This is a genomic window from Syntrophomonas zehnderi OL-4, assembly GCF_000983115.1.
Lineage (GTDB): Bacteria > Bacillota > Syntrophomonadia > Syntrophomonadales > Syntrophomonadaceae > Syntrophomonas_B > Syntrophomonas_B zehnderi.
In genome coordinates this window covers 19,193-42,087 of sequence record NZ_CGIH01000021.1, presented here as the reverse complement: position 1 = coordinate 42,087, position 22,895 = coordinate 19,193, and the positions used below count along the sequence as shown (strand labels likewise).

General features: G+C 43.8%; 17 protein-coding genes. 11 read left to right on the top strand and 6 right to left on the bottom strand.

What is annotated here, in order from left to right; translation table 11 throughout:
• Positions 1-154: 154 nt before the first annotated feature.
• The 5 genes from AAV90_RS05930 to AAV90_RS05910 all read left to right on the top strand — a co-directional run bounded on the left by AAV90_RS05930 (position 155) and on the right by AAV90_RS05910 (position 6,746).
• Entirely contained in the window at positions 155-1,534 is a 1,380-nt protein-coding gene (locus AAV90_RS05930; protein WP_046496608.1) for an acetyl-CoA hydrolase/transferase family protein, read from the top strand.
• Positions 1,535-1,671: 137 nt separating this feature from the next.
• Positions 1,672-2,109, top strand: a complete 438-nt coding sequence (locus tag AAV90_RS05925) for a hypothetical protein (RefSeq protein ID WP_046496606.1) — start codon at positions 1,672-1,674, stop codon at positions 2,107-2,109.
• Between the two features lie 241 nt (positions 2,110-2,350).
• Positions 2,351-3,133 (top strand): glucose 1-dehydrogenase, encoded by a 783-nt coding sequence (locus AAV90_RS05920; protein WP_242847495.1) that lies wholly within the window; start codon positions 2,351-2,353, stop codon positions 3,131-3,133.
• A 378-nt stretch (positions 3,134-3,511) separates the two neighbouring features.
• Positions 3,512-5,038 (top strand): PAS domain-containing sensor histidine kinase, encoded by a 1,527-nt coding sequence (locus tag AAV90_RS05915; protein ID WP_052729628.1) that lies wholly within the window; start codon positions 3,512-3,514, stop codon positions 5,036-5,038.
• A 181-nt stretch (positions 5,039-5,219) separates the two neighbouring features.
• Positions 5,220-6,746: a PAS domain S-box protein gene (locus AAV90_RS05910; RefSeq protein WP_242847496.1), complete on the top strand. Its 1,527-nt coding sequence runs from the start codon at positions 5,220-5,222 to the stop codon at positions 6,744-6,746.
• 81 nt (positions 6,747-6,827) lie between these two features.
• On the opposite strand, the gene AAV90_RS05905 is transcribed toward AAV90_RS05910, so the two are convergent.
• Entirely contained in the window at positions 6,828-7,682 is an 855-nt protein-coding gene (locus AAV90_RS05905) for a Gmad2 immunoglobulin-like domain-containing protein (protein ID WP_046496604.1), read from the bottom strand.
• A 171-nt stretch (positions 7,683-7,853) separates the two neighbouring features.
• Positions 7,854-8,759, bottom strand: a complete 906-nt coding sequence (locus tag AAV90_RS05900) for a diaminopimelate dehydrogenase (RefSeq protein WP_046496603.1) — start codon at positions 8,757-8,759, stop codon at positions 7,854-7,856.
• 261 nt (positions 8,760-9,020) lie between these two features.
• Between AAV90_RS05900 and AAV90_RS05895 the strand changes: the two genes are divergently transcribed.
• The 3 genes from AAV90_RS05895 to AAV90_RS05885 all read left to right on the top strand — a co-directional run bounded on the left by AAV90_RS05895 (position 9,021) and on the right by AAV90_RS05885 (position 14,620).
• Positions 9,021-11,789, top strand: a complete 2,769-nt coding sequence (locus AAV90_RS05895; protein WP_046496602.1) for a P-loop NTPase family protein — start codon at positions 9,021-9,023, stop codon at positions 11,787-11,789.
• Positions 11,790-12,039: 250 nt separating this feature from the next.
• A complete protein-coding gene (locus tag AAV90_RS05890; RefSeq protein ID WP_046496601.1) occupies positions 12,040-13,338 on the top strand; it encodes an acetyl-CoA hydrolase/transferase family protein in 1,299 nt (432 codons plus the stop codon).
• Between the two features lie 85 nt (positions 13,339-13,423).
• Positions 13,424-14,620, top strand: coding sequence for a transglutaminase-like domain-containing protein (locus AAV90_RS05885; RefSeq protein WP_046496600.1), 1,197 nt, complete (start codon positions 13,424-13,426; stop codon positions 14,618-14,620).
• Positions 14,621-14,636: 16 nt separating this feature from the next.
• Here AAV90_RS05885 and ccsA read toward each other — a convergent pair whose 3' ends face one another.
• From ccsA to AAV90_RS05865, 4 genes are all read right to left on the bottom strand, one after another.
• Positions 14,637-15,419 carry a cytochrome c biogenesis protein CcsA gene (ccsA, locus tag AAV90_RS05880; RefSeq protein WP_242847494.1) on the bottom strand — a complete coding sequence of 261 codons (783 nt, stop codon included), beginning with the start codon at positions 15,417-15,419 and terminating at the stop codon, positions 14,637-14,639.
• Positions 15,420-15,422: 3 nt separating this feature from the next.
• Positions 15,423-16,391, bottom strand: coding sequence for a cytochrome c biogenesis ResB family protein (locus AAV90_RS05875; RefSeq protein ID WP_207642046.1), 969 nt, complete (start codon positions 16,389-16,391; stop codon positions 15,423-15,425).
• A gap of 89 nt (positions 16,392-16,480) precedes the next feature.
• The gene (locus AAV90_RS05870) at positions 16,481-17,725 is read right to left on the bottom strand and encodes an ammonia-forming cytochrome c nitrite reductase subunit c552 (RefSeq protein ID WP_046496598.1); all 1,245 of its coding nucleotides are present in this window, start codon (positions 17,723-17,725) and stop codon (positions 16,481-16,483) included.
• A gap of 19 nt (positions 17,726-17,744) precedes the next feature.
• Positions 17,745-18,176 carry a cytochrome c3 family protein gene (locus AAV90_RS05865; RefSeq protein ID WP_046496597.1) on the bottom strand — a complete coding sequence of 144 codons (432 nt, stop codon included), beginning with the start codon at positions 18,174-18,176 and terminating at the stop codon, positions 17,745-17,747.
• 415 nt (positions 18,177-18,591) lie between these two features.
• On the opposite strand from AAV90_RS05865, the gene AAV90_RS14045 reads away from it, so the two are divergent.
• The 3 genes from AAV90_RS14045 to AAV90_RS05845 all read left to right on the top strand — a co-directional run bounded on the left by AAV90_RS14045 (position 18,592) and on the right by AAV90_RS05845 (position 22,890).
• Positions 18,592-19,839, top strand: coding sequence for an N-acetylmuramoyl-L-alanine amidase (locus AAV90_RS14045; protein ID WP_052729626.1), 1,248 nt, complete (start codon positions 18,592-18,594; stop codon positions 19,837-19,839).
• 329 nt (positions 19,840-20,168) lie between these two features.
• Complete coding sequence (locus AAV90_RS05855) at positions 20,169-21,353, top strand: pyridoxal phosphate-dependent aminotransferase (RefSeq protein ID WP_046496595.1); 1,185 nt, start codon at positions 20,169-20,171, stop codon at positions 21,351-21,353.
• A 562-nt stretch (positions 21,354-21,915) separates the two neighbouring features.
• Positions 21,916-22,890 (top strand): MBL fold metallo-hydrolase, encoded by a 975-nt coding sequence (locus AAV90_RS05845; RefSeq protein WP_046496591.1) that lies wholly within the window; start codon positions 21,916-21,918, stop codon positions 22,888-22,890.
• Positions 22,891-22,895: the final 5 nt, after the last annotated feature.

The window sequence follows — 22,895 nt, the reverse complement described above, 5'->3', positions numbered from 1 at the left end:
ATTACAATCGGATATATAATAATTATTTTATGGCATAATTATAGATCTATATAATACCAATGTATTATATGAATTTTATATATTCCATTTTTTAACTTTATATGTTAAAATAACAATTATTTACATATATAAAATAAATTGGGGGGGACGTAGCATGGCGAATGGTTTTCAAAAGTTGTACCAAGAGAAACTGCGTACCGCAGAAGAGGCTGTTAAAATCGTCAAATCAGGTGATTGGATCGACTACGCAATGTTTAATGGTAAACCGGTGGTCTGTGATCGGGCTCTGGCAGCACGTAAGGCAGAACTAAGCGATGTCAAGATAATGGGAGCTGTAACGGTTCCGCCAGTACCGGAAGTAGTTATGAAAGATCCCAAGGGAGAGGTCTTTACCTACAATGACCAGCATTTTAGCGTGCTTACGCGCATGATGCAGGAACAGTGCCAGGGGGTTTTCTACCAGCCTACCCAATATGGTGAGTCAGATCAATATTTGCTCAATGGACGTATCGATCCAATTAAAATAGGAACCCCTTCACGGAATTTCTTTATGGTTCAAGTTGCTCCCATGGATAAAGATGGATATTTTAACTGGGGGCTTCATAATTCTGCCTGTTATAATATGGCGACCACTTCGGATCATTGTATCGTTGAAGTTAATGAAAATATCCCTTACGCCTTGGGAGGGAACCGGGAAAGAATCCATATTTCTCAGGTTACCTATGTAGTTGAGGGAGAGAACACCCCTCTGGCTGAACTACCGGTTATTGAACCCACGGAGACAGATAGAAAAATCGCTGCCAACGTTTTAGAATATCTGCAAGACGGTCAATGTATCCAGTTAGGCATCGGAGCTATGCCCAACATTCTAGGAAAAATGATCAGCCAAACCGATCTTAAGGATCTGGGCGGCTGGACGGAAATGCTTGTAGACGCTTACCAGGATATGTGGGAATCAGGCAGAATGACCGGAGCCAAGAAAAACATTGATGTAGGTAAAATCAACTATACCTTCGCCTTAGGAGGCAAAAAACTCTACAACTGGATGGATAGAAATCCTGCCATCGCGTCCTGCAGTGTAGGTTACGTAAATCATCCGGTACAACTTGCCCAAATAGATAATTTGGTTTCTATTAACCAGGCCCTGCAGGTAGATTTATACGGGCAGATAAACGCGGAAAGTTCTGGTTTTAAACAGATTTCCGGCAACGGAGGCATGTCTGACTTTGTTCTCGGATCCCATTGGTCCAAGGGCGGACGCAGCTTCATATGTCTGCCTTCAACTCATACTAAAAAGGATGGCACTTTGATTTCTCGTATAGTACCTAATTTCGATATCGGCTCGATTACAACGGTCACCCGTCAGATGGTCAACTTTGTTTGTACTGAATTCGGAATTGTATCCTTGAAAACCTGCCCGACCTGGTACAGAGCTGAAAAACTTATCTCCATTGCCCATCCTGATTTCCGTGATGATCTGGTCAAAGCTGCTGAAGAAAGGAAAATCTGGCGGCGGACAAATAAAATAGAATAACAAGCTACTTTTTTAAATGAACTAGCGGCCATCAGTATAACTGTAGCAGATATGGCAAGAATTATTTGAGTCATTTCTCTGGTCTTTGTTTTGCTGGGTATTAAGGTCTTGATAATATTTGTTAGGAGGTTTGTTAAATGACAAATACAGGACTTGGCGCTGCCCCTCAACCAGATCCGCAAGCTATGGAAGCATTAATGGCTAAGGTAGCCAGGATACAAAAAATACTGGGCTTTTTAAGTCAGTCACAGGGTCTGGTCGGACTAATCTTGCTGTTCTCCCCGTTTTGGCTATCATCATTAACCGGAATGCAGGAACCCTTTGCCTTCTTGGCTTTAGCCCCCTTCTTTCTGGGGCTGGCTTATGCAGCCAATTTTGCTAAAAAAGACCTCACCTTTGCCAAGGTGGTTTTTCGCAATACAGCTATTGCTCAAACCGGTTTGTTTATCATCGCCCTGATAGGAATCTTCTTTTTAAAATTACCGGTTGTATTTTGGGTTCTGGCAGCTATTACCTTTATCCTGGGCGGATTACCGGGTATGGTAATTTATCAGGCGCAAAAAGAACAAAAATGATAATCAAGTTAAACATTAAAGGGTAGCAGTGTCTATTAATTAATAAGTCGGTCAGTATTGGCAGGTGGTCGATACTGACCGTTTTATATTGATATGGGCAAGTATTTCTTTTAGCATACTCAACATGTCAAAATGGCATGATTTTTGCTAATATATTCTTAATTAGACAAGTGTGCCGGTTAGGTTTTATTAAATTCAGCCGGGCCAGTAACTATTTTAGTTCGATATTAAGGGAGGCAGAATGATGAACGTATTAGAGATGTTTAAATTGGACGGGAAAACAGCGGTCGTAACCGGGGGATCCATCGGTTTGGGCGCCCAGCTATCAACCGGACTGGCTGAAGCAGGTGCCAACGTGGTTATTGCAGCACGCAAGGTAGATCGCTGTATGGAATTGGGAAAACAACTGGAGACGCTGGGGGTAAAAACCCTGGGGGTAGCCTGTGACGTTACCAAGGCCGAGGATTGTCAGAACCTCGTTGATACTACCGTCAAGGAATTTGGTTCCCTGGACATACTGGTTAATAATGCCGGTCTTACTTGGGGTGGTGATTCCATGAAATTTGCCATGAAGGACTGGCATAAGGTGATGGATCTTAATCTGCATGGACTTTTCCAGTTAACCCAAATGGCTGGCCGTATTATGAGAGAACAGGGCAGGGGAAAAGTAATAAATATTACCTCTCTGGGCAGTTATGGAGGCACAAAACCAGAAGAAATGGATGCTGTGGCTTATAATGCCAGCAAAGGGGCCATAAATACGCTTACTAAGGATTTGGCAGTCAAATGGGCGCGCTATGGTATTTACGTTAATGCTATCGCACCTGGCTTTTTTCCAACCCATATGACGGAATGGATACTGGAGAAGAATGTCGATTTCTTGTTGCCCCGGGTACCTTTTGGCCGTTTTGGCGGAGAAAACGACTTAAAGGGAGCCGTGGTTTTCCTAGCATCGGCTGCATCTGATTTTGTATCGGGACAGATCATTAACGTAGATGGCGGCGAAATGGCAATGGTTCCCTAAAATCCCGGTAGTTTTATAAGCTGAAGTCCGTTTATTCTACGGACTTCAGCTTTTTTGTTTTTCTATCCTGCGTATCTAAAATTTTCTATAATAAATTTTGTTGTATGTGTGCCATTTAGATTCATGTCGAGTCATATGCTGTTACATATTGTCACAATTACATATCCTTTATCCGGGTGGAACGTTCATTTTTAAAAAAATAATTCTAATAAGTATTTATTTGCATCTTTTGGTGGAGGTATGCTTGTCTATTTGGTAAAGTTTATAGTAGGAGAGTATGTTTATTGTTGGGATTAAAGCTTTACATCGTTATATAAGATATACATTAGCAATTATACTGAAATTTTGCCACTATTTTTAGGGGGGGCGTCTGATTCGATGGATACAAACATGTCTAAATCACAACTATTATTGGAGTTGAACGAACTTCGCCGCAAAGTAATGGCACTCGAGGAATCAAAGAAATATAACAACCTGAGCCCAGCTATGAGAGCATTGAAGTTAGCGCAGGAGAAGTTTTCCCAGGCGTTTCATTGTTGCCCGGATATTCTCACCGTTACCACCTTAAATGAGGGACGTTATATTGAAGCAAATGAAGCTTTTTTAAAAATAACGGGTTATACACGTTCTGAAGTAATAGGGCATACTGCCCGCGAATTGCGACTTTGGGCTAATTTGGAAGACCGTGATTTGGTTGTAGAACAAATCCTTGTTACCGGCAGTATCCGAAATTTCGAAATGCAGTTTCGCAACAAATATAATGAACTCCTGACCACCCTGCTTTCCATCGATAAATTTGAAGTAGACGGTGAACCATTCCTGATTTGTGTCGTAAAAGACATCAATGATCGTAAACGCATGGTGGAACAACTGCGGCTTTCCGAGGAACGCTTTTCTAAAGCATTTAACTCCAGCCCTGTTACGATGACCATTTCCACCCTTGAAGAAGGATTGCTGCTGGATGTAAATGACAGTTTTTGTCGAACCCTGGGTGTTTCTAAAAATGAAGTAATTGGGCTGACATCTGCTGAAATCGATTTCTGGGTAAATCCCGCTCAACGAGAAGAAATGAAACAATCCGTTTTGGAAAATAGATCAGTTACTGAAATGGAGGTGCAGTTTCGCCGCCAATCAGGAGAAGTCCGCTGGGGACAGTATTCTGCCGAAAGAATTAATATTAATGGACAGATCTGCTTGCTTAGTCTGTTTACGGATTTAACTGAACGCAGGCAGATGGAAATTGAAATGAGCCGCCTCGACCGCTTGAATCTGGTTGGGGAAATGGCGGCCAGCATTGCCCATGAAATAAGAAATCCCATGACGACTGTGCGGGGTTATCTACAATTGCTCAAAGATGATCTAAAATACATTAACGAAGGGGTGTACTTTGATCTAATGATTGAGGAACTGGATCGGGCTAATGCGATAATATCTGAATTCCTCTCCCTGGCTAAGGGCAAGTCGGTTGAACTTAAGCCGCATAGTCTTAATGCCATTTTGAGGAACATATACCCGCTTCTGCAAACCAATGCCCGGCTGCAAGACAGAGGTATCAACCTTATGCTGGACGAGATACCAGACATTATGATAGATGAGAAGGAAATCCGCCAGCTAGTATTTAACCTGGTTAACAATGGGCTTGAGTCGATTGCTGCAGGCAGTGCCGTAATGATAAGAACATACAAACAGGATAATCAGGTGGTTTTAGCCATCCAGGATGATGGTTACGGTATCGACCAAAAAATTCTTGAAAATCTAGGAACCCCATTTTTTACCACCAAGGCTCAGGGTACCGGTCTTGGACTGACGGTATGTTACGGCATAGCTGCCCGCCACAATGCTAAAATAGATTTTGAAACAGGCCCCGATGGAACTACATTTTTCGTGCGCTTTCCTATATATTAAGACCTGGATTTGCGCGGTGGCCTCAACTGCTCCCCGGGTATTTAATATTTAAAAAAACAGGGAGCATAAACAGCACCCGAAGGGTAATTATTTAGAACCTGAAACCGCGGAATGCTATAAATGGATCCTGAATTTTAGTTAATATAGTTTAAATGACTCCTTAGGAGGTAAACCTGTCGTGATGGACGAAACCATGAGCAAACAACAAATCATATTTGAAATAAATAAACTGCGTCAACAGCTGGCCGAACTCGAGGGGCTGGAGGAACCGGAAGCCGATTCTATACGTGTCCGGAAAGAATTGATTGTCTCCGGGAAAATTTTATCAAAAGCTTTCCAGCATATTCCCGATCCCGTAACCATTAGTACGTTAACCGATGGTCGTTATGTGGAGATAAATCCTGCTTATGAAGAATTGACCGGTTACACTCGCGCGGAAGCCATCGGAAAAACTGCCTTGGAATTAGGGGTCTGGGCAGATTATGAAGATCGAAACCGTATGTTAAAAGTGCTATTTGAAGAAGGCCGGGTTTCGGCCATGGAAACGAAATTCAAGAGTAAATGGGGAGAGATATTTACTTTTCTTCTCTCTGTTGAGGTTATCTTCTTATCAGGTGAACCATACCTCCTGCATCTTTGCAAGGATATCACTGGATTAAAAGATATTGAAGAAGCCCTGCGTATTTCCGAGGAATCTTTTTCCAAAGCCTTTAACTCTAGTCCCATACCTATGTGTATCAGCACTTTTGCCGATGGTATTTTAATTGATGTCAACGAGAGATTTTGCCGCATCACCCATTCCCAACGCGAAAGAATAATTGGTCATACCTTGGAAGAAACCGGTATCCTGGTCAGCATAGATAAACAAAAGGAGATAATAGCTATTCTTGCAGAACACGGTTCAATCACCGAAATGGAAGTCGAGTTTAGCACTGCTTCCGGGAAAAGCAGGCTGGGGTTATTCTCCGCTGAACTATTAAATATCAATGGGGAAGAATGTACCCTTTTTTTGTTTGCCGACCAAACCGAGCGTAAACAGTTGGAACTTGAAATATTGCGCCTGGATCGTCTTAATTTAATAGGAGAAATGGCTGCCAGTATAGCCCATGAAATAAGAAATCCAATGACAACGGTGCGTGGTTATTTGCAGGTTTTAAGATACAATGAGAAATTTGCTCAGGAAGTTGAGAGTTTTGACTTAATGATCGAAGAACTGGATGCTGCCAACTCCATCATCACAGAATATATTGCCTTGGCTAGCACTAAAAAAGTGGAACTAAAACCAACGAATTTAAACACCTTGATTAAAAACATACATCCGCTTCTGCAGGCCAATGCTACGATTCAGGACAAGGCGGTGATCCTCATCCTGAATAAATTGCCCGATCTGATGCTGGATGAAAAAGAGATCTCCCAACTCGTTTTTAATCTGGTTAAAAACGGATTGGAAGCAATACCACCCGGCAGGAGTGTCAAGATTCGAACCTACCTGGCAGGTAAAAAAGTCGTTTTAGCGGTTCAGGATGACGGACATGGAATTGATCCTAAAATCCTGCCCGAATTAGGAATGCCTTTTCGTACCACCAAAGAACAAAGCGTTGGTTTAGGCTTGCCGGTATGTTACGGTATAGCATCCCGCCATCATGCCAAAATCGATATTAAATCCAACGACCAAGGAACTACCGTTTTCGTCTTATTTTCCCGTTAGAAAAGAAATAATACTGTAAACAAGGGGGACTCTTTCGGCTTAACTATCTAAGCTTAAGATGTCCCCCTTTTTTTGGCTAAGTTACTTCCACTCGACCGGAACGGTTACTTTATCCTGAACAGAACCATCTTTCATGCTTTGCCAAAACACTTCGATTTTACCTTTACCAGGGCCGGATGTTTGAAAACCTGCTTTGGTACTAAATTCTCCGCGGTCGGGAGCACCAGCGCTGGCGGTCGTAAATCCTTCGGCTAACTCCTTGCCCTGATCATCTACAATCCTATAACTGATGGTGGCCTCAAAAACACGGGCTGTTCCCTTAATCTCAACCGGATTGCTAACGGTCTGACCGGGAGTAGGGGAGGTGACCCATATTGCCGGTTCATGTACTGCTGACAGATTACGGCTGAAGGGTTGTTCCGACAGGCCTACATGGCCCCACCAATTCATGGCTTTGTCGGTTTGACCGTCAACCATAAAAGATACCTGTTTGATGTTCGGGAATTCCGTAAGGGTGTTCACGATACTAAAGATACCCATTTCTTCGCCGCTGGCACCAACATTAGCATTAAGTACCGCGGATGAAAAATTAACAGTAGCCAAACCCTCTTGATTAACGTTGACCCCCAAAACCTTAGTTTCAGGTGGCAGTACCCGGTAGGCATCCGGCGTGGAAGGCTGGCCCTTGATTAATTCTTCAACCGCAGCTTTTGGCATATCGGCAGTTTTATCAATCTTATGCACCTCTCTCACCAGAAAAGTGTCGGTATCAGTCATTTTTACGTAATATACAGCTATTTCGGTTTTTGGGGTAGCTGGTGGTTCTGGGGCAGGTTTGTCATTGCCTTTATTGTCGCCGATGTTTTTACAGCCGGATACGGAAACAAATAATGCCAGAACCAGAACCAGCAATACATACTTTCTTAGTTGCTTCATAATTAGTTACCTCCGTTATTTAGTATATTAAATTTTTATTTCATTACTAAATACGCTGCCTGCACGCCATTACTTTCATAAAGCCAAGGGCTTAAGCATTGCGTGCCAGAGCCATCCTTGAAAAAGCCGGGCTATGGATTAGGAATCTTCGTTTCCGCGTCTATTTTCTAACTAGACTAATCTGCGGATGATTTCTTCCTTATCTCCATACAGGAAATCAATAGGAGGTATTTGAATTATGGTGTAGGCACCTGGTTTCTGCTTCAGGCCGGCTCTGGCAGCAGAAACCATTATCTGTGCAGTCAGGGCCGGGTTATTGACCTTCATGGAATAGCCTGCTAATTGATTGTGGGTTAATCCAGAAACACCTTTGCGCTCTATGCTGACTGCATGTCCCATATCGATAAGTTGATTAACATCCTGCACTTGGTTTACAATCGTTTCATCGTTAGCAAAATAAGGGTCGTTTTTTATGTCTGCTGATACTTTATTAAAATCAGCTCCTGCTTCAAGCTGGACATAAACCATCCGCCGGTGCACACCTGTACCTACAGGAATCGTCATGGAAAGAGCATTTTTAACTCCGGAAATGGCCTTGGCCGCTACGGAATGACCCATACTCATACCGGGGCCGAAGTTGGTATAGGTAATACCACGTGGCATCATGAATTCGAACATACAACGAATTATGGAATCGGTACCTGGATCCCAGCCGGCAGAAATTATGCCCACCGCATCGTTCTGCCGCGCGACCTGATCTAACTTAATTCGCAGATCCGATAGCTGTCCATGTATATCATAGCTATCCACCGTATTAATACCCTGAGCCAGTAATTGGGCGGCTGTTTCTGGAACCGCCCGGGAAGGGATACATAACAAGGCCACATCTACCCTGGGTAACTGCTCCAGGGATTCAACCAGATTATAATCCTGAAGTGCAGATGGCCGAGCTTCCCAGTATGCGGCAGCTGGTTCCACTATGCCCTCCAGCTGCATATCCGGAGAAGCCTGTATAGCATCAACTGCGAATTTGCCAATATTACCATAACCTAAAACTGCAACTTTAAATTTCTGCATAAATCCACCTCTGTCATATTTATAAGTTCTTCATTAATAGGGTATTAAAGGATGTCTATTAAATCAAGTCAGAATACTGTATACAGTATTTTATTAGCTGCCAAAAATGGAAACATCCCATTTTCTGTTATTATTTATGATAATATAAATTAACCCGTTGTGTCCGCAAGACACAAGCACCTATGAAAATAGCTAGCCTGTGTTGCGGGACTAGAGAAGCTTGGCTTGCTACGTAATTCTTAAACAAAGGAGGCTAAAGTGATGCAACACCTTGTGCAGATATGCGGTGACCCGACTGTAGATTGGTTTCGTATACATAATGAAGATATAATTGTTAGGGGCGGGGTATATTACTGGACTAAAACCGATGATGATTCAAGGGTAAGACTAAGTTCTAAACCCGGCGGTTCGGCTATGATTGCCCAACTATTAAAAGAAATGATTCCCCCAGATCTGGCTCGGGTGGAAGGGGCGACCCTAGATGAAGCACTGCTTAGTCGTCCCAAAGATAGGCATATTACGACTTCCTGGACTTTATGGAGGGAATTTCCCAATCCTGGTTTCAGCCATACTTCATACCGTTTAGAAAAATGGTACGAATTTGAACCTGGCAACTGGGATTATCCAGCTGCTAAACTATATGGATATCCTGATTTATTGCTGATTCAGGATAGCAACCTGGGCTTTCGCACTTGCCGGGAAGGCTGGCCGGAAGCCTTAACAACCGATTTTAAGGACAAATATCCACGCGACATAATCATTTTACTCGGTCAGTATAATGACGGGCACGAAAATCCGCTATTGAATCGGATCGATGAGATGGGTCTGGCTGATCGAACCACCATCGTATCGTCTTTGAGTGATTTACGTGCCTGCGCAGTAAAAATAGGCATGTCATTATCCTGGGAAAGAATGCTGGAAGAAGTTGTAGCGGCAGTATTAAGTAAAAATTGTCCGTTTGTCGAATCCTTGGGCCATAAAATTAAGTATAAACAAATCATCGTGACCCTAGGGGCCAGCGGCATAATAATAGTTGGCAAGGATAAATGTGATCTTATTTTTGACCGCAGTTGTCAGGAAGGCGATTTTGCCAGTCAATACCCCGGACAAATTATGGGCAACCACGCTTGTTTGCTAGGTGCCCTGGCGACCTCCTGGATTGAAAACCCCAACGGTTTGGATTGGACAAAAGCCAGTATGATAGGCTTAAAGCTGGCTCGAATTCTGCATATTTTAGGTTTTGAAGTTTATGAAGAAAATCATAGTAAATACCTGCGTTTGCCATACCAAACCATTACGCAATACTATCGGATATTAAACCTAAACGATGATAACGGCGATTATCCAATTATTAATATAGTAGGGGACGTGGGATTTTTCCAAGCGGATAATGAAACGATTATGAATAAAACGGAAGGGGACAATTGGACCATCCTGGAAGAAAACCTCATCAAAAAACAAAAACATCAGCAGAGGGATCCACAGGATGCAGTTAATGAATGTGCCCGCAACATTGTCCTGAAAGGACCTCTGGTTGCCTTGCCGGATATTCCGGTAGAATCGATCGGCGCCTGGTCAAGTGCGGATCGGCAGGAGATTGAAGGGGTTCGCAGCGTGAAAAATGCCATGCGGGATTATGCGCAGTTAAAAAATCCCGATAAGCCTTTGTGTGTAGCCGTATTTGGCCCTCCAGGAGCCGGCAAGTCGTTTGTGGTTACCGAAATTGCCCGAGGATTAAATATTGGAAAAGAGGCTCAGTTAACTTTTAATCTATCCCAGTTCGAAACTTATCAGGAACTGCAGGCAGCTTTTCATCAAATACGGGATCTGAATCTAAAAGGCAAGATGCCCTTGGTATTTTGGGACGAATTTGATACGCCTTGTGAAGGCAACGTTTTGGGTTGGCTGCGTTACTTTTTAGCCCCTATGCAAGATGGGGTTTTTAGTCATCAAGGAATATCCCATCCTTTGGGAGGGGGGATCTATGTCTTTGCGGGAGCAACCCATCATTCTTTTGAAGATTTTCAAAAAGGTGATAATACAGAAGCCAGAAACGCTAAAAAACCTGATTTTATCAGTCGATTGCGTGCCTTTATTAATATTCGGGGAATCAACGGTAATCCCAATTCGGTTGAAGATCGCCTGTATATGATACGGCGTGCATTTATATTAAGACAGTATCTGGAAACCAATGCTCCGCAGATTAGGAATGAAGGACAATACGTTATCGAAAACGGTGTTTTGGATGCCTTTTTGCGGGTTAACAGGTATTACCATGGAGCTCGTTCCATGGAAAACCTGATCAAAATGAGCAGTCTGGCTGATAAACGCAAGTTCGAACTATCCAGTCTACCCCCTGATAATATTATCGAAATGCACGTAAATGTAAAAGAATTTAATGCCCTAACCAGTATGGGAGATCGAAAAACACTGCGTATTGGGATAATTGGTCATACCCGCCTGAATCCGGAACAGCTTGACAGACTGGGGCAGGCCGTTGATTCTGTTATTTGCTTTCTTGAAAAACGTTATCCCCGTCATTATCTGACGGTTTTCTCGCCCCTGGCAGCAGGTGCCGACCGCCTGGTGGCACGCCGTTTGCTGAATCGAGAAGCTTCCCGACTGATCGCAATTCTGCCGATACCCGAAAGCCAGTACGTAAAAAGTCCGGGTGGGTTGGAAAATGCACAGGAAATCGAATTACAGAATGAGTTAAAATACTGGCTTGCCCATAAAACTATTGAAATTATAGAGATGCCGCCTTCCGCAACGATTAGGTCTGCTTATCTGAAAGCCGGTCATTTCATAGCTGAAAACAGTGATGTCATCATTACGCTCTGGGACGGTAATGAAGATAAAGACAGCTCTATTACCACGAATATAGTTGCCAAAGCCAGACAGCTTTGCAAGCCGATTTGTCATATCTGGGCGGATAACTACAAACCTGATGTCCAGATAGCAATTGGGGAAGAAAGGTGCGGAGAGATACGTTACCTGAATTTTCCCGCCCATCCCGGAAATTTGGAATAGGGGCTTTTACCGAAATAGCCGTAGCGGATGGTCTAGCTTAAGCAGGGAAGATTGGAACAAAACAACTTACGATTATCTGTCCGGGTAACGAAAGCTTTGGCTTCCGGTGGGAAGCAACGCTTACCCATCCGTATCACAATCATTTGCATGGGGGGCTGTGTAAGCAGCCCCATCTTTTATGGCTAATATGGAAGGTTTTTACTTTACAGATATAGAATTAGTTTTATTAATCGAAAGGAAGGTGTTTTAGATGCCGCCCTGGAAAAATTATTACCAGGATAGAATCATATCAGCCCAAGAGGCGGTACAACTAATCAAAAGCAATGATAATATCGTCTTTGGACACGGATTGGGTGAGCCCCATCTATTGCCTGAAGCCATGGTCAAAAGAGCCCAGGAGCTTCAAAACGTAAGCATCTATCACATGGGTTCTTGGGGAAAAGGCCTCTATACCCTCCCGGAAATGCAGGGTCATTTTATCCATAAGAGTTTATTTGTAGGCAGCTCCGTCCGCCTGGCGTACAGTGAAGGGCGGGTGGAATACATCCCCTGCTATTTCTCCGAAGTTCCCAGGCTGTTTAAAGACGGGATTATTCCCGTGGATATAGCTATGGTAACCCTGACTCCGCCGGATGACCACGGGTTTTGCAGTCTTGGAATTTCGGTTGATTATACGCGTCAGGCCATAAAATCAGCGCGGATTGTATTAGCGGAAATCAATCCCCATATGCCCCGTACCTATGGTGATACCTGGATAAAAGTCGAGGAGATTGATTACTTTATTGAATGCCATGACCCCCTCTGGGAAATACCGATGCCCCCTTTTGGGGAAATAGAGTTTGAAATCGGTCGCCAGGTCGCTCCCTTGGTAGAAGACGGTTCTACCTTGCAAATAGGATTGGGAACGATTCCAGATGCCATTTTGGAGTTCCTGGCTGATAAACATGATCTGGGTATGCATTCAGAGATGATATCCGATGGCATTCCAGCTCTGGTAAATAGCGGGGTTATAAACGGCTGTAAGAAAACCCTGCATAAAGGCAAGATAGTAGCCAGTTTTATCGGCGGAAGCCGTCCGCTTTATGAATGGGCCCATAACAATCCCAATCTTGAACTATATCCGGTTGATTATGTAAATGATCCCTTTGTCATCATGCAAAATGACAAAATGGTTTCCATTAATTCTGCTCTGCAGGTTGATCTGCTAGGCCAGGCTGCGGCTGACTCATTAGGACCGCTGCAATACAGCGGTGTGGGAGGACAGATTGATTTTATACGGGGAGCAGCCCGTTCCCGGGGAGGCAAGTCTATCATTGCTTTGCCATCCACCGCCGCCCAGGGTGCCAAAAGCAGGATTGTGCCAACTTTAATAACGGGATCGGCGGTTACCACCTCCAGGAACGACATTGATTACGTGGTTACCGAATATGGGGTTGCCCGCCTTAAGGGCAAGACATTGCGGGAGAGAGCTAAGGCCCTGATAAATATTGCTCATCCTGATTTTCAAAAGGATTTAAAGCAAGATTTTACCTCAATCTATGGATTATAGTTGTCAGGTTGTTCCTCTACGTTTGACAGGAGACATTTTAATGGCATAATAAAAAAAACAAATTACGTTTACAGGAATGATCAGCATGCCCGATATAAATCCAATAACTGCACTCTTGCTAATAATTGCTGCTCTGCCTATTATTTCAGGTGTATTTATGCAGTTTTCCCGGGAAGGGGTACGACAATCACTTATATCCTTGTTCGACAACCTGGTCTTTATCGCCTTAATATTCCTAGCGATTTATCTGACCAAGCAGGTATTTTTCGAACCTTCTAATCGTATTGGTCATCAAATATATGACTTAATTCCCGCTTCCCTACAGACCCTCCTGCTTGGACAGGACGTTATAATCTATTTGGTGATGGTACCGCTTTTATTAGCTTTTTTTTGGGGGCTGATCCAGCCTTTAACGAAAGTATTTAACCGTTTTATCGTTTTCCCTCTGGCGAATGCATTGTATGGTTTGCTATCGCTGGGGGGACCGCTGTTAAAAGGCTTTACCGGGGCCGTTGTACAGATACCCAGAGCCGCTATTTCCGTACTCTTGCTGGGCCTGGGCCTGAATTTCATGGTGTATTATGCACCGATGCCTGCCTTGTCTGCCAGCATGAATGAATCCAGCCTTTACCAGGCATTGTCGGAAGATGTCCTCTATCCCTTGCTTAACTCCAACCTGGCGAAAAAGATTCCTGTAATAGTAAATGATGCTTTTGCTCAAGCTACCGGCCTTAACGTACCTGATGAGGAAGAACTTAATAATCTGGATGAATCTGTGCGGGAATTAATGAAGGGACGGGTCATTACCTATTTTAACGGAGTAACACTGGATACCGCCGTTACTTCCAATGAACAGATTGACAAAATGGCCCGGCAGATTGTCGGCCGGGAAAAAAACGATACTCGGAAAGCTTATCTTATCTACAGATGGATTGCTCAAAACCTGACGTATGATCATGACAAAGCTGCCCGCATAGCCACCGATACCACAGGCATGGAATCCGGATCGATCGTTGCCTTTGAAACCCGTTCCGGGATATGCTTTGATTATGCCAGTCTATATGTATCCATGTGCCGGGCGGTCGGGCTTAAGGTGCGCATGGTAACCGGGCTGGCCTACAGCGGCTCTAATTGGGGGGATCATGCCTGGAACCAGGTATACTCATCAGAAGAGGATCGTTGGATTAATGTTGATGCGACCTTTGGTCAAACCGGTAATTATTTTGACAAACCGGACTTTAAAGTTGACCACCGCTATCCCCAGGTGCAAGGGGAGTGGTAGTATGGAGGAATAAGCATCACATATAACTGTGCAGACCCGGTAGCAGAATACTGACCCCAAAAAGGGTAAACAAAACCACCATAAAGCCGATTACTACCATCCAGGCGCTTTTAGAGCCCCTCCATTCATAAGTACGCCGGGCATGCAGGTAAGCCGCATAAACGAACCAGGTGATAAGCGACCAGGTTTCCTTAGGATCCCAGCTCCACCAGGTTCCCCAGACTTCCTCGGCCCATACCGCTCCAGTAATAATTACCACCGTTAAAAAAGTAAAGCCCATTATTACCACGCGGTAAATGCGCTCATCCAGGGTCGCTAAATTGGCCGCATCATCTCGGGATTTAGCCAGATAGGAAATTCCCAAACAAAAAGCCAGGCCAAAAAAACCATAAGCAATGACGGCAGTGGCTACATGAGCATATAACCACTTACTTTGCAAAGCCGGCATTAGAGGTCGCAGTTCGGAAGGCAGGATACTGCTGAGAGATAGCAGCAAGATTACCAAAACCCCCGCCATTAAATCAAATAATGGCGACTTTAAGGTTTTGCGTATAAACAGAGCTAAAAGCAATATCGCACAGGAGCATAGCAGGACGAATTCATACATATTTGCAAAGGGGAGGCGTCCAGCTGCAATTGTCCGGACTGTCAGTACAGACAAAAAAGACAGCAGGGCCAGCCCCATTATTATCAGGCTTAGGCGGTTCCAAACTTCCTTAGGTTGCCACAGTCGTATCAGATTTGCTACAACTGTGAGTAACAACAGAAAAAAGGTCAGGTTCATAAGCTGGTTTTCCACGGATCAAACCTCCTTGGGCGGGAAAAATAACTGCCAGTAGCGGGCCAGGATACCTAGGATTAAGAGAATAAACCCTGCAAAGACCAGATATACACCCGGATCTTCCTTGACTTGCAAACCGGAAAAATATGAGTAATTATCGAAACGCAACGTAAATAAACCCAGTTGAGCTTCCTCTCCCGGAGCTAGAACTGTCATATCTATTATTTTTCCATCCTGCAAAAGGGTCAGCCAAACATGGGGTCTATTGGGGAGCGGGCTTTGGGATTCAATGTTTCCGCTTTCCTCTGCGTAATCCGGAATGAAGACGGCTCTGACATCCATTCCTGCCTGCAATCTATAAGTATTTTTATCTTTAATTTGTATTGTCTTAGCAGAATCAGGCGTAAGCTGGCTTAAATTCATGACCCATCCCCAGGAACTTTGATATATTTTCAGGCTGTTTGCCTTTAGGGGATGGTTTACAGCTATTCGCTCCTCGTAATTTTTGCCCTTATAACCCTTCAAACTTAGTTGGCTGGCATACTGGCGCGGCTGAAAGTCAGGATAATAATCAACTTTAAAATCCTTAAGCCCAAGTCTCCCGTCTCTTAAACCATGCTCAGCCAGAGCGACCTTTTCACCGACCGGTATTTCCAGATAAAAACTTTTGGCATAGCCTAAAGACCAGACTGAACCTATCACGGTAACCACGACAGCTATATGCAGAAGCAGGGAACCGGCTGATTTTAAATTATTAACATGTCTTAAACGCTGATAACCGCAGATTAAAATGCTTAAAGACAAAATACCTGTTATCAACTGAAACCACCAGGTTTGATAGAGTTGATTAAGGGAAAGGAGGGTAATCAGGGATCCGGTCAGATGTCCGTATGCATGGAAATAAAACGTCTGGGGCTGGCCCTGGGGTATAAAGGTTCCCAGGGCACTTACCACACCCAAAACGATCAAAAGCGTTATTGCGGTTTTCATTGAAGCCATTATGCGGATAAACTGTTCCCACCATTTTTTAAATCTTTCTCTCAAGCTTACATACCTCAGCTGTAATTGTTTAGTCTGTTTTAAAGCCGCGCTTCCCGGGCAAGTTTCGTGGCCTGATGGGCAGTATCGATAGCAATATTAAGATTAGTTAAGGTTTCCGTAGGATTGTGGAAGCCGTACCCATTGGTAACCATCACGTAATCCAGATACCATTGGGCCTTACGGTGCATAGCCATAGCCGCTTTAAGTTTATCCTGATTGACGCCCGCGGTCTCGTGACTGATTTTCAGTTCATTAATCGCTTCGACAACGGCCCAGGCGGCCAGATCCTGACTCTGCTTGCACTGGCTTTGAATCAGGTTAACCCGTTCTCGCAGCCATTCTGTTCCGTTGCGATGACAGGTGGTACAGTTTTGTTCTATATTGTCCATGGGGCTTCTCCACTCATGCGAACTGATCTTTTTGTTGCCTACTTTAGTGAAAGACATATGGCAATCGGCACATGCCAATCCGGCTGATTGATGGGTGCTTCCCATAAAGGTTTCATATTCAGCATGACGCGGTTTAACCAAACCTGTTTTAGCCATGGGGTGAACCCATTCACTAAAGTTCTTCTCATCGTAGTAGGCCAGGATTTGGTCGGCTTTTACCCCTTTATCCCAGGGGAAAGTGATCTTTTTCGTCTGCGGCATGAAATAATAGGTAACATGGCATTGGGCACAGACGAGACTGCGCATTTCCTGATTGCTTATCTGCTCAATATCACGACCCTGTCTTTGTAATGCCTCAATTAAAGCCGGACGGCTCAGCCTCAAATTCATGGTTTTCGGATCATGACAATCCAGGCATCCGATAGGTTCAGTTATTTCTTTACTTATTTCATCAAAGGACATGAGGTAATATTGATCGCCGTATTTTTTCATGAGCTGCGGAACCTGGGATGACTTACAGGTAAAACATGGTGCCCCGGCTTTTTTACGGGCTGTATCAATGGCTTGAATATCAGTTATGGTATATAAATGAGAGCGAGGTTCATTGTATTCAGCGGCAAAACCGAATCCAGCGTAAATCGTCTTCATATAGGGTTTACTGTCAAAATGGGAAGGATGCTCGGTATTTTTTAGGTTAGCTTGATAGCTGTCCCAATGGTTGGGATAAAAGGCTCCCCAGGCTTTGGAATTGGTTTCATTTAAGGCAATCTCACCCGAGGGTCCTTCCATGGCGATATTATTATTGCGATTAAAGAAAAAAATGCCGGCTACAAGGAGTACAATCAGTATCGGCACCGTAATCAGAAGCAATGATCTGACTCTCTCAGACGTCAAAATTATCACCTTCCTAAATTTATTTTTTATTATGAACTATTTCCTGATGACAATGGAAACAATAAGACCCGTTATTTTCGCGGGTATCTTTGACTTCGCATAAAAGATTACTATGACACCTCAAACAGTTAGCTTGCAACACATTTTTACTTAACCCTTTAGTACGAATCTCGGCTGGAGCCGTGTTGGTTACAACCCGGTAAACGTCCCGGGTTCCCACGAAAGCTGCAAACGCACTGCCGGTTACCAGTCCATGCGGATCATGGCAGTCACCGCAGTTCGCTACACTCGCATGAGGTGAGTGCTGATAGGTTAAAACCTGCTCTTCCATTACATGACATTTTCCGCAAAAGGCAGCTTCTGACAGGCCTAAAGCAGGAATCTTTATCATCAGCATCATAGCAAATCCAACCACAGCCAGTACTCCCAGCCATTTCAGAACTCTTTTCATGTAGCCAGCACCATCTCCCTTCTTTACATATTCTACTATTTTAAAGCATATCACAATGCCGGTTAATCCGTAATGCTGATTGCGGCAGTAGGGATGTAATGAAAGTTGTTTTTCGCAGTATTTTGAACTTTATGTAAATATTTCGTTAAATTTTGCATTTATTACAGTTTTACTGGATATATTAGAAAACTATTATAAATTCATATATATATTACTATGCTAAATCGCAACCGTTATTGACAATTGCTATTAAATGGCATTTAGGTTCTGTTTCCGCTGGATTAATAACCATCCTTGCAAATACAACCAACATTTTCCTGCTAAAAAAGTGCAGGATATAGCTTCTTTTAAACGTAGTGTAGTTATACGGCTTTGATTATCAAAGCAAAAAATATAAGGAGTAAGATAGTAAGATATGTGTTATTTCAGACGTAGTATTCGCAGACGACATCTATTCTGGTTGGTTTTTTTTATTGCCCTGGCCTTGACCGGCCTGCGCTTTCCGCCTGCCGCCGCAGCTTCTGCCAGTGATCCACCGCGGATAATTTTAAATGGCCAACAGCTTTATTTCGATGTAAACCCCGTGATAGAAAATGGTCGCACACTAGTTCCGGTACGGACAATCTTTGAGGCCATGGGTGCTGAGCTTGGCTGGAACGAGGCCACTCGGACGGTCACCGCCGGTAAAGGGGCGATTAACATAGTTATGCCTATCGGCTCATCTGCCCCCAAAGTTAACGGTAAAACAACTACCCTGGAAGTGCCGCCTAGGATAGCAGCCGACCGTACCTTGGCACCGCTGCGCTTTGTAGGGGAGGCTTTTGGCGGCAGGGTTAGCTGGGAAGATAATACCAGAACTATTTATATAAACAACGGTTCGGTGGCAAAACCACCGGCTGTCAGGATTAACCCTAACCTGGTCAACATACGCAGCGGACCTTCCACCTTAACAGCAGTGGTTGATCAGGCGCGCTCCGGGGAAGTGCTGTCTGTTCTGGGCGAACAGGACGGCTGGTTTCAAGTCAGCCGCAGGGGACGAACCGGATGGCTGGCTTCCTGGCTGGTTACAGCCACAAACCAAGATCCCACTCCTGCGCCCCAAATACGCACGGTGGTTTTAGATGCCGGGCATGGGGGTTCTGAACCCGGGGCTAGTGGAAACGAGCTTAGAGAGAAGGATGTTAATCTTAAAATAACCTTAAAAGTGGGGGAGCTGCTCAAGCAAAAAGGTATACCGGTTGCCTATACACGCACCGGGGATCAGTATGTAGGCCTGGATAACCGCAGTGCCATTGCCAATAACTTAAATGCCGGTCTTTTTGTTTCTATCCATAACAATGCCAGCAGTAACATATCTGTCTCGGGAACAGAAACGTATTTTTATGCCCCGGCATCGAACCCAAACCTTTATGCGCAGCGCAGTGAAAGACAGCGACTGGCTGCCTCTATACAAACATCACTGGTAAACCAGATTCAAAGAAAAAACCTGGGGGTCAAAGAAGCTAATTTCTCAGTTTTAAGGAAAACCAATATGCCTTCAGCCTTAGTTGAAGTGGTTTTCATCAGCAACCCCGCTGAAGAAGAACTCCTTAAAAACGATAATTTTATCAATAATGTCGCCGCCGGTATTGCCAATGGCATTATTGCCTATTTGAACAATTAGCAGCCAAACAATAACCAGGAGTGTTAAAAACACTCCTGGTCAGGCTTTAATTATACGTTTGCGGTGGGACATCTTTTCCTTAATCTGAATCCTGGAGCGCAATTTCACCTTAAATCACTGCGGGTTTTTGATTGGACGTAATTATATAAGATAGCTATAATCATAATTAATGGTAAATAAAATCATTATAGAAGCCATGGGCATCGTTGCTTCGGCTCATGTCAAGATGACAGGACCTATTTAATCATCCCAACGCTCACCCTGATCAGCAGCGAAGCCGCATCTTTTTACTGCAAAACATAGTAAACCAGCAGAAAGGTTGATTTATTTTGATATCTGATAAAATGCAGATCCAGGTAAAAAACAGTTCGGTTATACGCGCCATGTTTGAGGAAGGAAAGAAACTGGCGGAAGTTTATGGAGCGGAAAATGTTTATGATTTTAGCCTGGGAAATCCAAGTGTCGATACTCCTGAAGACGTGAAAAAAGCCATTTTGGAAATACTGGATACTATAGATTCCGCTGGCATTCATGGCTATATGAATAATTCCGGCTATGAAGAGGTTCGCGATGCAATTGCTAAATCGATTAATGAAAAGTATGCTACCGCGTTTAATCATGAGAACATTATAATGACGGTCGGTGCAGCTGGCGGCTTGAACGTAATCTTTAAAACCCTTCTAAACCCTGGGGACGAAGTTATTACTTTCGCACCCTTCTTTGGAGAATACCGCAACTATGTCGCCAACTATGAAGGGGTATTAGTGATAGTTCCTGCCAATACGACTGATTTTCAGCCCAACCTGGCAGCGTTTAGTGAGCAGATCACCCCCCGTACCAAAGCGGTAATTATCAATTCCCCCAACAATCCTACCGGGGTAGTATATTCAGAGGAAACGATTATTAAACTGGCCCACATTATGCGGGAAAAACAAAAGGAATTTGGTATTGCTATCTACCTCATTTCTGACGAGCCGTACCGGGAATTAGCCTATGATAATATTGACGTGCCTTATCTGACTAAGTACTATGAGAACACGATTATCGGCTACTCTTTTAGCAAATCACTGTCCCTGCCTGGAGAGAGAATCGGCTATCTGGTGATTCCCAATGAAGTGGCAGATTCTGAAGATGTTAAAGCGGCCGCTAATATCGCCACGCGAATTCTGGGTTTTGTTAATGCGCCTTCTTTGTTTCAGCGGGTTATTGCCAGATGCCTGAATGCCAAGGTAGAAGTGGCGGCATACAACCAAAATCGCGAACTTCTCTATAATGCCTTGACCTCCTTTGGATATGAATGCATCAAACCTCAGGGGGCATTTTATCTATTTGTCAAGACCCCGATTGCAGATGATATTGAGTTCTGCAGCCTAGCCAAGCAGAAGAACATCCTGGTCGTACCCGGCAGTTCCTTTGGCTGCCCCGGTTATATACGCATCGCTTATTGCGTTGCCTATAAAACTATCGAAAACGCTCTGCCCGGTTTTAAAACCTTAATTGCAGAATTGAGTTAGTAATTACGACAGCGCCGTCCAATATCCGCTACGCAGACTCCAGCGTAACCTTTATGCAGTAAATGGAATAGTATGTAACATAATCCAATTAAGAAAGGGATGGTTACATGAATCAGCTGCAACGTAGGAGATGCAGGAGACGCTGCGATTTTCATTGTGAAGATATAAGAAACAGACGCAGACGGCGCAGATGCCGCATGGCCGAGAGAATATGCCGCAGAAGATCAAGATGGTAAAATCAAGGTAAAAATCAAATAAATGCTCAACCGTTTCCTGGATAAGAATTCTGTTAAATGCCACCCTCAGACTGCCTTGGATCTTGAGGATGGCATTTTGTTTGCTCAAAAAAGCTTGCGGTTAATATTTCTCCGAAGCCGGGAACATCTGCCTCTTTTACAGGGTTGTGAAGATGTTATTTTAATTGCCATTCAAGCCTAAAACGGGTATATATAGTATATACCCTACAAAATGTGTTCTTTCCATTCCAGGAAAAAAGCTGATGTGAGACGGAACAACTGTGGTAGGAAAGGTAATATTAACAGACGAAAAGGAGCCAGCTAATATGATAGAACAAGTCTTACCTGACGTTTATAGAATTGAAATTCCTTTGCCCAATAATCCACTTAAAGCCACCAACGCTTATTTTATCCGCGGTGATAAAAGAAATCTCCTGGTTGATAACGGCTTTAATTGTGATGAGTCTCGTTACGCCATTAACGAAGCTATTAAGCAATTGAATATACGAATGGAGACCACTGATTTATTCATAACCCACCTTCATTCTGATCATGCCGGTTTGACCAAATATCTGGCCACACCTGAAACTACCGTATGGATGAGCCAACATGATTCCGAAATTGTGGCGGCAAGCCGCGCCAGCTCACATTGGATTATTTTTAACGAATTTGTGCACCTAAGCGGGTTGGCTGCCGATGGCCTGGAAGAAGACTTTAAAAAACACCCGGGATATAAATATGCTTCCGAAGTATTTACTGATTTCGTCATTGTTCAGGAAGGAGACGTTATTGAGGTAGGGGATTATTCATTTCAATGTATATGGACTCCGGGGCATACTCCAGGTCATATGTGTCTTTACGATCCCGCCCAAAAAATATTACTCTCTGGGGATCATATATTGGGGAAAATAACGCCTAATATAACGCTTTGGAAGCCAGAGGAAGATGTTCTAGGACAATATCTGGAAAGTCTCGATAAAATCGCCGGGCTAAATATTGATACGGTTCTGCCTGGGCATCGTTATATGCTCACTGACTGTCAGGGACGCATTGAAGAACTTAGGACTCACCATCTAAGACGCCTAGAGAACATAATGGACATCATCGGGGATAAAACTATGCACGCAGCGCAAGTTGCCAGCCAGATGAGATGGGACTTGTCCTATAAAGACTGGCAGGATTTCCCCTGGGGACAAAAACTGTTTGCCACCGGCGAGGCTATGTCCCATCTCTACCACTTGCATACAACGGGCGAATTAGATTTTTCGAGTTTCGAAAATATCGTTTACTTTAATAGATAAAAGAC

Bases quoted from the DNA above. Each gene is read 5' to 3' on its own strand.
- AAV90_RS05890 (WP_046496601.1), top strand. From the start codon at position 12,040: ATGCCGCCCTGGAAAAATTATTACCAGGATAGAATCATATCAGCCCAA.
- AAV90_RS05895 (WP_046496602.1), top strand. From the start codon at position 9,021: ATGCAACACCTTGTGCAGATATGCGGTGACCCGACTGTAGATTGGTTT.
- AAV90_RS14045 (WP_052729626.1), top strand. From the start codon at position 18,592: ATGTGTTATTTCAGACGTAGTATTCGCAGACGACATCTATTCTGGTTG.
- AAV90_RS05845 (WP_046496591.1), top strand. From the start codon at position 21,916: ATGATAGAACAAGTCTTACCTGACGTTTATAGAATTGAAATTCCTTTG.
- AAV90_RS05910 (WP_242847496.1), top strand. From the start codon at position 5,220: ATGGACGAAACCATGAGCAAACAACAAATCATATTTGAAATAAATAAA.
- AAV90_RS05925 (WP_046496606.1), top strand. From the start codon at position 1,672: ATGACAAATACAGGACTTGGCGCTGCCCCTCAACCAGATCCGCAAGCT.
- AAV90_RS05885 (WP_046496600.1), top strand. From the start codon at position 13,424: ATGCCCGATATAAATCCAATAACTGCACTCTTGCTAATAATTGCTGCT.
- AAV90_RS05865 (WP_046496597.1), bottom strand. From the start codon at position 18,176: ATGAAAAGAGTTCTGAAATGGCTGGGAGTACTGGCTGTGGTTGGATTT.
- AAV90_RS05875 (WP_207642046.1), bottom strand. From the start codon at position 16,391: ATGAAAACCGCAATAACGCTTTTGATCGTTTTGGGTGTGGTAAGTGCC.
- AAV90_RS05905 (WP_046496604.1), bottom strand. From the start codon at position 7,682: ATGAAGCAACTAAGAAAGTATGTATTGCTGGTTCTGGTTCTGGCATTA.
- AAV90_RS05920 (WP_242847495.1), top strand. From the start codon at position 2,351: ATGATGAACGTATTAGAGATGTTTAAATTGGACGGGAAAACAGCGGTC.
- AAV90_RS05900 (WP_046496603.1), bottom strand. From the start codon at position 8,759: ATGCAGAAATTTAAAGTTGCAGTTTTAGGTTATGGTAATATTGGCAAA.
- AAV90_RS05915 (WP_052729628.1), top strand. From the start codon at position 3,512: ATGGATACAAACATGTCTAAATCACAACTATTATTGGAGTTGAACGAA.
- AAV90_RS05930 (WP_046496608.1), top strand. From the start codon at position 155: ATGGCGAATGGTTTTCAAAAGTTGTACCAAGAGAAACTGCGTACCGCA.